At 72.0% G+C, this 12028-nt stretch carries 8 protein-coding genes; 5 read left to right on the top strand and 3 right to left on the bottom strand.

The window, feature by feature from the left end; translation table 11 throughout:
- Positions 1-201 precede the first annotated feature (201 nt).
- The 3 genes from BC793_RS42400 (at position 202) to BC793_RS42390 (ending at position 6931) form a co-directional block, all read left to right on the top strand.
- Entirely contained in the window at positions 202-966 is a 765-nt protein-coding gene (locus tag BC793_RS42400; protein ID WP_109602283.1) for an MBL fold metallo-hydrolase, read from the top strand.
- Positions 967-1054: 88 nt separating this feature from the next.
- Complete coding sequence (locus BC793_RS42395) at positions 1055-6196, top strand: diguanylate cyclase (RefSeq protein ID WP_109602282.1); 5142 nt, start codon at positions 1055-1057, stop codon at positions 6194-6196.
- Between the two features lie 33 nt (positions 6197-6229).
- Entirely contained in the window at positions 6230-6931 is a 702-nt protein-coding gene (locus BC793_RS42390) for a hypothetical protein (protein WP_146246717.1), read from the top strand.
- Here BC793_RS42390 and BC793_RS42385 read toward each other — a convergent pair.
- Both BC793_RS42385 and BC793_RS42380 read right to left on the bottom strand, forming a co-directional pair.
- Complete coding sequence (locus tag BC793_RS42385; RefSeq protein ID WP_109602280.1) at positions 6911-7309, bottom strand: ATP-binding protein; 399 nt, start codon at positions 7307-7309, stop codon at positions 6911-6913. The genes BC793_RS42390 and BC793_RS42385 overlap by 21 nt on opposite strands.
- 216 nt (positions 7310-7525) lie before the next feature.
- Positions 7526-8698: a helix-turn-helix domain-containing protein gene (locus tag BC793_RS42380; protein ID WP_146246716.1), complete on the bottom strand. Its 1173-nt coding sequence runs from the start codon at positions 8696-8698 to the stop codon at positions 7526-7528.
- Between the two features lie 343 nt (positions 8699-9041).
- On the opposite strand from BC793_RS42380, the gene BC793_RS42375 reads away from it, so the two are divergent.
- Entirely contained in the window at positions 9042-9815 is a 774-nt protein-coding gene (locus tag BC793_RS42375) for a M15 family metallopeptidase (RefSeq protein ID WP_109602278.1), read from the top strand.
- Positions 9816-9886: 71 nt separating this feature from the next.
- A complete protein-coding gene (locus BC793_RS42370) occupies positions 9887-10264 on the top strand; it encodes an HPF/RaiA family ribosome-associated protein (protein WP_109602277.1) in 378 nt (125 codons plus the stop codon).
- Between the two features lie 503 nt (positions 10265-10767).
- Here BC793_RS42370 and BC793_RS42365 read toward each other — a convergent pair.
- Positions 10768-11973 (bottom strand): AI-2E family transporter, encoded by a 1206-nt coding sequence (locus tag BC793_RS42365; RefSeq protein ID WP_109602276.1) that lies wholly within the window; start codon positions 11971-11973, stop codon positions 10768-10770.
- Positions 11974-12028 lie beyond the last annotated feature (55 nt).

Raw genomic sequence — 12028 nt, 5'->3', positions numbered from 1 at the left:
CTACACGCGATGCTCCGCACCACCACCCCCTACCAGCACAAACCGGCAGAGAAAATCGCCCTCGCCGCTTGACAGAAACCATAGGGACACCCCCCCCGGGGCGAGGTCGGTGCCGACGATCGCAGGTTGCGAAGCGGGCACAGATCCGCGGTGCCCGCCGCTGGGGGAGCGAAACCTCACCGGATGCGCTAAGGAGAGAGGATGAGTGGCTTCCGGCTCCATCGCAGACTGCTGCTGACCGCGGGTTCGGGTGCGTTCGGCATCACCGTCCTCAACACACTCACCGGCTGTAGTGAGACGGAGAAACCCGGCACCGGCACGCCGGCCACCGGCGCCGGCCCGAGCGCCGGTGCGAGCACCGGTGCGAGCGCCGGGCCGGGCGTCGACTGGCACCGCGTCGATCTCGACTTCGTCGCCGTCTACCTGCTGGTCCGCAACGGCGAGGTGGCCGTCGTCGACACCGGCACGGCCGGTTCGGCGGCCGCGGTCGAGGCCGGTCTCAAGGCCGCCGGCCTGGGCTGGGGCTCGGTCAAGCACGTCATCCTCACCCACCAGCACGAGGACCACGCGGGCGGGCTGGCCGAGATCGTGCCGCAGATCTCGGCGACCCTGTATGCGGGGACCGACGACGTCGCCGCGATCGACGCGGCCGGGAAGCAGATCCAGGGGGTCAAGGACGGCGACGACGTCTTCGGCCTTCAGATGATCGGCACCCCCGGGCACACCCTGGGGCACGTGTCGATCTTCGAGCCGGCGACCGGGGTGCTGGTGGCCGGCGACGCGCTGCGCAACCAGAACGTGCTGGAGGGCTCGGCCCCGCTGTACACCGCCGACGCCACGCAGGCGGCCGCCTCGGTGAAGAAGCTGGCCGGCCTGGACGTACGGACCATCCTGCCCGGCCACGGCCGGCCGATCACCAGCGGAGCCAGGGAGGCGCTGCAGAAGCTGGCGGCCACCCTCCCGTAGGGCCATCCCTTCGCCCGGCCGGGAATGTTCAGGTTCACCCGGTTCCCGCCGATCAGCACAGTGACGCCGGACGCGGAGTGAGTGTCAAGTGACGGAAACAGGGCTGACCGGGCTCGAACTGGTCGACGAACTCGGCCGTGGCGCGTTCACGATGGTCCACCGGGCCCGTCGCGGCGACCGCTGGTACGCGGTGAAACGTCCCCTCGCCGATGCGAGCGCCGATCCGGGGATCCGGACCGAGTTCAGCCGCGAGGCAGCGCTGCTGGCCTGCATCGACGACCCGGGTGTGGTCCGGGTGCACGCCGTCGGCGACCTCGACGGCGTGCCCGCGATGGTGCTCGACCACCTGACCGGCGGCTCCCTCACCGAGCAGCTCGGCGGCACGCTCAGCCAGGAGTGGGTGGTCGCGATGGCCGCCCGGCTGGCCCGTGGGCTGGCCGCCGCGCACCGCCTCGGCCTGGTGCACCGGGACATCAAACCGGGCAACATCATGGTCGGCCCGGACCAGCCGGCCACCCTGATCGACTTCGGTCTGGCCCAGATCGGCGGCGAACGCGGCGACACCGACGAGGCGGTCGGCACCTTCCTCTACAGCTCGCCCGAGCAGTCCGGGATGCTGAAACGGCCGGTCGACGGCCGATCCGACCTGTACTCGCTGGGTGTGGTGCTGTTCGAGTGCCTGGCCGGCCGGCTGCCGTTCGAGGCCGACGACGTGGGCGAGCTGCTGCGCCTGCACCTGGCCGCCCCGGTGCCCGACCTGGCCGAGCTGCGACCCGGCATCGACCCGGCACTGCACGCGGTGGTGACCCGGCTGCTCGCCAAGGACCCCGACGACCGCTACCCGGACGCCGCCACGCTGCTGGCCGACCTGCGGGGCTGCCCCGGAGGGGAGGCCGCCGCGCAGCCCGCGGTCACGAGCTGGCCGATGCGGGGCCGGGCCGAGGAGGCCGACCGGCTCAGCCGCCGCTGGGAACGCGCCCGCGCCGGACAGGGCGGGATCGCGGTCGTCCGTGGCGCGGCGGGCGCCGGCCGTACCCGGCTCGCCCAGGAGCTCGCCGCCGAGGCCACGGCAGGCGGGTTCCCGGTGTTCTGGGCCACCTGCCGCCCCGATGAGGCGTCGCCACTCGCCGCCGCCCGCGAGGCGGTCACCTTCTGGCAGGCCGGTGTACGCCGGCTGTCACCGGAGCAGCGTGCCGCCGTCGACGCGCAGGTCACCGAGGCCGCCACGACCGCCGGGCCGGGCCTGCTCGCCCGGCTCTTCGGTGACCTGATCCCGGCCGTCACCGCGGAACCCGCACCCGGCGGCGACGAGCACGTGCTCGGCGCCGGTGCCGCGTTCCTCGGTGAGCTGGCCACCCGGGCCGGCGGGCTGCTCCTGGCCGTCGACGACGCCCAGCATCTCGACTCCGGCAGCCGCCAGCTGATCGAGAAACTCGCCGCCGAACTGGCCGGGCTGCCGATCCTGGTACTGCTCACCGCCCCGGACGGCGCCGACGACCCGGCCGCCGGGCTGGAGAGCACCGGCACCCTGGAGGTGACCTGCGCGCCGCTGCCCGCGCCCGCCGTCGCCGACGTGATCGCCTCCCGCCTGCCCGGTGCCGAGGTCGGCGTCGAACTGGTCCGCCACGTGACCGCGCGCACCGACGGGACCCCGCTCGCGATCGTCAGCTACCTGTTGCGGCTGCTCGACGCCGGCCTGCTCAGCCCGGTCTGGGGCGGCTGGCGACTGGACCTGCCCGGCGCCGACGCGCTGCCCCCGGCCGCCGACGTCCGCGACCTGATCGCCGCCCGGCTCACCGGGCTGTCCGCCGAGACCCTGGACTGCCTGACCGTCGCCGCCGCGGCCGGCATCCGGTTCCGGCCCGAAGTGCTCTTCCAGCTCGGCGAGGCGGACCGGGTGCTCGCCGCCCTCGCGGCCGCGGGCGACCGGCACGTCCTGGAGCCCCGGCCCGGTGGCTGGTACGCCTTCGTCCACCCGCAGCTGCGCGAGGTCCTGCTCGACCGGGTCGGCGAGGCCGCACTGTGCCGGCTGCACGCCGACCTGGCCGCGGCCCTGGACCGGCTGCCCGAGGACCTGCGCGACGAGGGACACGCGTACGCCGTGGCCCGTCACCACCGCCGCGCCGGTGACGCCTCCGCACCGGAGGACCGCCGTCGCAGCGCCGCCGAGGCCGGCCGCCGTGCCCTCGCCGACCAGGCCCCGGCCGAGGCGATCCACTACCTCACCGACGCCGTCGACGGTGATCCCGCGGCCGACGGCGAGCTGCTGCACGTGCTCGCGCAGGCCTATCTGGCGGACGGGCGGTTCGACGAGGCCGACGCGGTGCTCGGCCGGGCGCTCGCGGGCACGGCCGACCGGCTGCAACGGGCCCGGCTGCTCACCACCCGCATCGAGCTGCACCACACCCTCTGGGACGACGAGAAGGCCCTGGACACGGCCCGGTCCGCGCTCGCCGAACTCCGCCGTCCGCTACCCGGCCGGGGCCTGCTCGCCCTGGTGCAGACACTGTTCATCGCGATGGCGGGCGGGCTGGTACGGCGTACCAGACTGGGGTTCGGAACCGCTCGCGGCCGGGACCGGGAGACGCAGGCCACGCTCGCCGCCGTCCTGGACGCCGGCGGTTATGCCGCCGCGGTCGGCCTGCGCCTGCGGGAGGCCGGCATTCTGGCGTTGCGGGCCATGTACGCGGTGAACCGGCTCGGCCCCTGCCCGGAGTACGTCCGCGTGTACGCCCTGATCGGCTACGTCACCGCGATGATCAAACTGCGCGGCACGAGCGACCGCTGCCTGAACCGCGCCGACGCGGTGGCCGAGGACCTCGGCGATCCCGGCCTGGTCGCCTATGTGGAGTGGCTGCGCGGTGTCGCACGGCTGTTCAGCGGGGCCGACGACGGCAGCGCCTGGGAGAAGACGATCACCCGGAACGCCCGCTGGTACGTGCCGGCCCAGCTCATCCCGGGCTACGCGACCCTCGGGATACGGTTCCTGCTGCGCGGTTACATCGACGAGGCGGCCCGCGAGTACGAGCGCGGCATGCAGCGCCTCGGCCACCACGAGCTGGCCCTCGGCACCTCGCTCGGCATGCTCAGCGTCATGGTGCCGGCCGGGCAGAGCCGTTTCGGTGACGCCGCGACCGCCCTGAAACGGCTGCGTGAGCTGTTCCCGCCGGGTGCCGGCACCCGCGTGCAGCGCGCCAACATGCTCACCGCGGCCGCCTGCACCCTGATCGAACAGGGTGAGGTCGGACCGCCGCTGGAGGAGATCTTCGCCGAGTTCCACGCGCTCGGGCTGCGCAACAGTGAGCTGATGCCGCAGCACCGGTGGATCTACGTCTACATGGCGCACGCCCGGCTGATCCAGTTCCGCTTCGCCTCCGACGCGGACCGCCCGGCCCGGCTCGCCGTCGCCCAAAAGGCCGTCAAGGCGCTCGGGCGGATCGGCGGCACCCCGCTGCTGCGCTGCGTCTACCTCACCACGAAGGCGTCCCTGCACCTGGCCACGGGCGACCCGCAGCGCTGCATCAAGGTCGCCGACGAGGCCGAACGCCGGCTGCGCCGACTCGACGCACCGTTCGTCCAGTACGAGGTGTTCCGCATCCGGGCCCGTGCCCTGCGGGCCATGGGGCTGGCCAACGAAGCCGACCGGCAGGCCCGGTTCGCGCTCGGGATGGCCGTCTTCCACGGCTGGGAGCAGCGGCGCCGGCAGACCCGTACCGAATTCGGCGTCGACGAGGGCGCCGGCACCCACCGCCGGACCGTCGCCGAACGTCGCCCGACCACCGGCCGCAACCGCCACCTGGAGGCGCTCCAGCAGGTCGGCACCGCGGCCGCCACCATCCTCGACCCGCAGCAGCTCGCGAGCGTCGCCCTCGACGAGATGCTGCGCATCCTCGGTGCCGAACGGGCGATCTTCTTCCTGGTCGACGACAACGGCGAACCGGTCCGCTACGCCGGCCGCGACGTGTCCGGCGACCTCCCCGAGACCGGCGAGTACGGCACCAGCCTGGTCCGCCGGGTCGCCGAGACCGGCGAACCCGTGGTGATCACCGGCACCGAGCAGGGCGCGGCCCTCGGCTCCCGCAGCGCCGTCGTGCACGGCCTGCGCAGCATCCTGATCGCCCCGGTCCAGTTCAAAGGCCGCATGGTGGCGGTGGTCTACCTGGACAGCCGGCTCGCCCGGGGCATCTTCACCGACGAGGACGTCGCCGTGCTCACCGCGGTCAGCAGCCACGTCGCCGTGTCCCTGGAGACCGCGCGGGCCGCGCAACTGCACTCGGCCGTCCAGGTCGCCCGCCAGCAGCAGGCGCTCGCCGAGATGCTGCGCGCCGGCCTGGCCGAACTCACCGCCATCCTCGAACCCGACAGACTGCTGCGCCACCTCTGCGGCATGCTGCGGGCCCAGCTCGGCGGCACGGCCGCCTGCCTGATCGGTGCCACCGGCGAGGTGCTGCACGTCGACGGCGCCGCGCCGCCGGACACCATCGCGACACCGGTGCAGCTCACCGTGGGCGACGCCCCCGAGCTTCTCGATCCATCCGAGACCGCGGGGGTACGGGGGAGGCTGCTCGCCGGCGCACCCGGTGTTCTCACGGTGCCGCTGATCGGCCGGGACGGCCCGGTCGGCATGGTGCTCGTCGGCGGATCGGCACTCGACGACACCAGCCGTCAGGTGGCGGCCGCGCTGTCCACCCAGGGCATGGCCGCCTACGAGAACGCGCGCCTGTTCAGCCGGGTCCAGGAACTGGCCACCACCGACGAGCTGACCGGGCAGCACAACCGGCGGCACTTCTACGCGATCGCCGGGGCGCTGGTGCAGGCGGCCGCCCGCAACGGCCGGCAGCTGGCGGCGGTCATGCTCGACATCGACAAGTTCAAGAACATCAACGACACGTACGGCCACGGGGTGGGGGACGAGGTCATCCGTACCGTCGCCGCCCGGATCCGTAGCCGTCTGCGCCACTCCGACGTCCTCGGCCGGTACGGCGGTGAGGAGTTCGCCGCGGTCCTGCCCGACCACGACGGTCACGCCGAAGACCTGGCCGAGCGCGTCCGCCTGGCCGTCTCGTCCGAGCCGGTGCCCACCCAGGCCGGTCCGATCCCGGTCACCATCAGTGTCGGTCTGACCAGTCTGGCCGACGAGAGCAGCACTCTCGACGAACTTCTGGCACGCGCTGATCATGCCCTTTACCGGGCAAAAGAGGCAGGACGCAACCGCGTGATGGTGGACTGACATCCTTGCATCCGGGCTTTACGCTCTGTGGTCATGCACACGCTTTCAGTGGGAGCGACCGGCGAGGAACGCGCGAGAGCCGTCTTCTCCGGTCTGCTGGCCGGCTCGATCGGGCTCGCGGTCGCCGTTTTCGGGTTCGTCTTCGCGCACGCCTTCTACCCGCGCGACTACTTCCCCCGCAGCCTGTTCCAGGGCGACCCCTCCGAAACCGGCTGGACCCCCGATCTCGGCCCGGACGAGTTCGAGCCCTCGGTCTCCTACTCCTCCGAATTCGAGTCCTCCGTCTTCGGGATCCACGGGACCGGCTCCCACGGCACCGACCTGCTCTTCGCGGGCGTCGGCCTGTTCTTCTTCGCCTTCGGCACGCTGTGGACGCTCTCCTTCCTCAGCATGATCGCGCGGACCTTCCGGGCCGCCGCCTGGCTCGACGGCACCCGCGCCCACGTCCGCGGTCTCTTCCGTACCCGCAGCATCGACCTGGCCACCGCCTACGTCCATCAGGGCGCCCACACCGTACGGATCGGTCACCGGGTCGTCTCGACCCCGACCCTGGAGGCCAGCGACCCGGCGACCGGCGCGAAACTCACCCTCCGTCTCGAAGGCCTCGGCTCCGGCCGGCTTCCCCCCAACGAGCTGCGCGCCCTCGCCGACGCGATGTCCCGTGGCCGGGGCGGCTCCGACAACGACCGGGACGTTCTCCAACTGGCCGAAAATCTACGCACCGGCGCCGTGTAGCAGCGCCCAGACCACCTTGCCGGTGGGTGTCGGCTCGGCGCCCCAGCCGGCCGCCGCGGCCTGCACCACCCGGAGGCCGCGGCCCCGTTCGTCGAGGGGCCGCCCCGGGCTCACCGGCGCCGGAGCCCGCAGCCGCGGCAGCCGCGGATCACCGTCGGACACCGCCAGGCACAGGCCGTCGCCCCGGCGGGTCAGCGTCACCCGCACCTCGGTCCGGGCGTGCTCGACCGCGTTGTGAACCAGCTCGGACAGCACCCGCCGCGCCGGATGCAGCAGGCCCGGCAGCCGCCAGGCCAGACAGGCGTCGGCGACCAGTGCCCCGGCCAGGCTCGCGGCATCCGGATCCGGCGCCAGCACCACCGTCAGCGTCTCCGTCATGACTGAACGCTAAGCGGCCCCCCGCCCCACCCCATTACCCCGACTAATCACCGCGCCGGTTGGCTTTCGCCGCGCCGGGCGCGCCGGTTGGTCCTCACCGTGCCGGGCGCGCCGGCTGGTTTTCGCCGCGTCACCGCCTCGGGCAAATCCGGCTGGCTGTCACCGCTGTCTCAGGAGGCCTGAGACAGCGGTGACAGCCAGCCGGATCGTGCGGATCTAGTCGCGGATGCCGGCCCGGGCGGCCAGGCCCCGCAGGCGGCCGTCCCGCCCGTACCGCGGGCGGGACAGCAGGGCCCGCAGTGCCTGGCGCGCGCCGTCCGACGCACACACCTGCTGCGGCGCGATCGTCTCGGCCCGGTAGAGCGCGGCCGCCGCCGCGTCGTCCCGGCCGCGCCCCTGGAGCAGAGCCCGGGCCAGGTCGATGAAGTAGGTGGCCCGGCGCTGCGCCGACGGCAGGGCCTCCGGACGGAACCCGGGCGGCGGTGCGCCGGCGGCCGGCCCGTCCCCGAGTGCCACCAGAATCGCGAGACGCCACATCCCCACGTTCGTCGGCCCGAAGCTGAACCAGTCGTCCGGTCGCTCGCCGGTGTGGGCCGCGACCCGCGCCGCCTCGTCGAGGTGCGCCGCCGCCACCGCGGCCCGCCCGGCCCGCGCAGCCATCTCCGCCCGGATCAGATGGTGCATGCCGTAGCTGCCGGCGGTAACCGGATCCGATCCGACGTACGGATGCAACCGCGCGATCCCCTCGTCGACGACCCGCTCCACCCCGGCGGCGGCGCCGACCGCCCGGATCCGCGCGTAGTTCGCCAGCCCCAGGTGGGCGGGTTCGCCGAGCTGCTCCGCCGTCCGCATCGCGACCCCGGCCGGAACGAGCGTCAGATCCGGATGCCCGAGCTGCACACAGGTCGCCACCGTCGTCGCACACACCTCGATCACACTCCGCAGATGCACCGGGTCGCTCCATCCGGCGGCACCCCGCGACGCCAGCACGCCCAGAGCCTCCGCGAGCGCCGGGACCAGCAGGTCGTAGCGGCACGCGCCGTAGAACCGGTCCAGAGCGGCCGTGTCCACGTCACCGGTCTCCGGCTCTGCGGTACCGGCCACCAGCGGCTCGGCCAGCGCGACGATCCCCGCCCGCAGGCGCGCGATCGCCGCCGGGCCCACCGGTGATCCCGTCGCCCCGTCGTCCGGCCACCCGGTCAGCTCACCGACCGAGATCTGCAACGCCCGGGCCAGCGCCTCCCGCGCGGCCCGTCGCTCCAGGGGCGCCGCTCCACTCTCGATCTGCGCCACATACCCCTGGCTGAATCCGGCCAGCTCCGCCAGCACCCGCTGACTGAGTCCCCGTCGAACCCGCCAGCGCCGCAGCCGCGCCCCCACATGCTCCATGTCGTGATCACCCACGCTCAGCAAACACGCCCACGAACACCGCACCGACGGACACCATGTCCGTCGATGACCCCCCGGCTGGCCTCCACCGCTGTCTCAGGCCGCCTGAGACAGCGGTGACGACCAGCCACGGGTCGTGGATCTTGTCCGGCTGGCTGTCACCGCTGTCTTAAACGGCCTGAGGCAGCGGTGTGGACCAGCTGCGGGGTCGTGGATCTTGCGCGGCTGGTTGTCACTGCTGTCTTGAGGGGCCTGAGACGGCGGTGAGGGCCAGTTGCGCCGTTGAGTGACTGCGGGCCGGTTTCTCGGCGCATCTCGGTGATCCGGGTGACTCTGGAATGCTGTGAGAAGACCACTGTCCGCGCTCGTGTGCGCGATCCTGCTGGCCGTTCCGGCGCCCGTCGCGGCCGCGCCTCCGGCGTCGGCCTATGTCATCCGGCCCGGCGACACCCTTTCGTCCATTTCCCAGAGGTACGACGTCCGCGTCGCCCATCTGCGTGAATGGAACGGGATCGCCCGCGGTGAGCCGCTGCGCGTGGACGGTCTGCTGCGCCTGACCGCCCCGAAGTCGCCGCTGCCGGCCTGGCGCACCCGGGTGCTCACGGTGACCGCCGCCGAGGCCAACGGTGACCCGGCCCGGAAGTGCCCGGTCCCGGCCGCGGATCTGCGGAAGATCTGGGTTCGTTATCTGGGTTTCGACGCCCGTGCCCACGACGGTTGGGTGATCATGCATCGCACGCTGGCGGCGCCGGTCCAGCGGGCGTTCCGGCGGCTGTACCGGTGGCGCTTCCCGATCATGGCGATGGCACCGATGGTGGTCGAGGACAAGACGGTGCTGACGCTGGGCTACGAGTGCCGGTTCGTGGCGGGCACCACGCGGTGGTCGCAGCACTCGTACGGCCTGGCGATCGACATCAACCCGCGCCAGAATCCGATGATCCGTGGCGACTACCTGGATCCGCCGAACAGCCGTACCTGGCTGGCCCGGGAGCGCTACTGGCCGGGGATGATGCACGAGGACGGGGCGGTGCCCGCGTTCACGGCCGAGGGGTTCTACTGGGGCGGCCGGTGGAAGACTCTCCTCGACTACATGCATTTCAGTACAAATGACCGCTGAAGACCCTGTTCAAGATCTCGGATCGGGGGGTACGAGAGGTGTGACCGTATCCGCCGGAAAGAGGAGATCAGATGAGTGCCGTCGCCAACCCGGCCACCGTCGCCGAGTGCCTGCGTGTCGGGGCCGGGTTCTCGCAGGGTGACCGGAACTGGATCGTCGAGCAGGTGGGCACGCTGGACACGCGACTGGCCGCCTTCCACGCCGACTCCACCGAACTCGAGATCTCGGTGAAGGACCGGGCGTCCCGCGGCCAGAAGGTCACCCTCGAGTGCTGGGTCAACGGAGGCGACAAGATCGTCACCACGTCGTCGGAGGAAGACCTGCACGCCGCGATCATGGACGTCCGCGACGACCTGCGCCGCCGGCTGAACGACGCCAAGACCAAGCAGGAGCCCCGCCACAACCGTCACCTGCGTGAGGTTCCCCAGCCCGCTGATCTCGAGGTCTGAGACGTAGTCCCGTGTGCCCCGGCCGGTCGGCCGGGGCACACGTGTGTCCGCCGGATGCCCGCAGTCGGAACGACATCGGTTTTTCGAGAATGGCACGGCACCTCGACGGGGCGGGCGCACGCGCCGCCCCGCGTCGGCCGTGCGCCCACCGGGAATCACTTATCGAAGTAATTCCGTCTGCAACTGTCAAGAATGGTTAATGAGCTTGACGCCGCATCCCGTCGAGGTGGTGCATACCGAAATATAAGTGCCCCGGTCGATGAGTGCCGTGGCTGGTGATCAATGCCACGTGCCTCGTCGGCATCAGTTTTCGCGAATGGGCCAGGCTTCACGAGTCGGTACGATCCGGGCGCAAGGCGGCGTGAATAGCCGTGCGGAATTGTTCGGTACTGAGAATTTGCGGGCGCAATGGAAATGCGTCGATATTCGTGTGGCGTACCGCGTACCGGATGAAGTGAAAAAGAAATGCCCCCGCCCTGAGGAGGGCGGGGGCGGACCCGATGTCAGGCCTGCGCGGGCCGGGCCTCCGGCGGCGCAGCCGCACCGGCGGGGGTGTCGGCCGGGGGAGGAGGCGGCGCGTCAGCCGGGGGAGGGGACGACGGTGGCGCGCTGATGGGTGGTTCGGCCGGGCCGGCCACCGGTGGCGCCGGATCGGTGAGCTGCTCGCGGAGGTAGCTCCAGATGACGGCGATCATCGCGGCGACCGGGACGGCCAGCAGGGCGCCGACGATGCCGTAGAGGCTGCTGCCGAGGGTGACCGCCAGCAGCACCACGCCGGCGTGCAGCCCCAGCCCGCGGCTCTGGACCATCGGCTGGAAGACGTTCCCCTCCAACTGCTGCACCACGATGATGATGGCCAGCACGATCAGCGCGTCGGTCCAGCCGTCGGTGACGAAGGTGATGACGACGGCGACGAAACCGGCGAAGAGGGCGCCGACGATCGGGATGAAGGCCGTCACGAAGGTCAGCACCGCCAGCGGCAGGGCCAGGTCGACGCCGAGGATCGCCAGACCGACACCGATGAGTACGGCGTCGAGCAGGCCGACCAGGGCCTGTGAGCGGACGAACGCGCCGAGAGCGTCCCAGCAGCGCCCGGCGACGGTGGGCAGGTCGGCGGCGAGCCGCCCGGGCAGTTGGCGGCGCAGCCAGGGCAGGAAACGCGGCCCGTCCTTGAGGAAGAAGAACATCAGGAACAGCGCGAGGATGGTGTTGACCAGCCCGTTGAACACCGAACCGACCCCGCTGAGGGTGGCGGTGGCGATGCTGCCGACACTCTCCTGGAGCTTGGTGCGGGCGGTGGTGATGTAGTTTCTCGCCTCGTCGTCGCTGATGTTCAGCGGCGGCCCCTCGATCCAGTCCTGCATCTCGGTGATGCCGGCCGTGACCTGCGTCGCCAGCTCGCCCGACTTGGCGGCGACCGGCGCCACGATGCCGACCATCGTGCCGATCGCGACCACCAGGAAGAGCAGTGTCACCAGGCCGGCCGCGAGGGCGGGCGGCCACTTGTGCCTGCGCAGGAACCGGACCGGTGGCCAGGTCAGAGTGGTCAGCAGCAGCGCGATGACGACCGGCCAGATCACCGACCAGGCGCCGCCCAGCATCCGCCAGGCGACCCAGCCGGCCAGCAGGACCAGCAGCAGTTGCAGCGAGATGCTCGCCGATGTGCGCAGCGCTGTCCGCGTCTTTCTCGAATTCAAGCCGGTGCCCATGTGATCACCCTAGAAGCACCGGCCGCGGGCTGCGCGCCGGGACGCGCAGCCCGTA

Origin of the sequence: Actinoplanes xinjiangensis (genome assembly GCF_003148685.1) — a bacterium.
GTDB lineage: Bacteria > Actinomycetota > Actinomycetes > Mycobacteriales > Micromonosporaceae > Actinoplanes > Actinoplanes xinjiangensis.
Note: the sequence above shows the minus strand (reverse complement) of the source record. Positions and strands in the feature narration are given on the sequence as shown.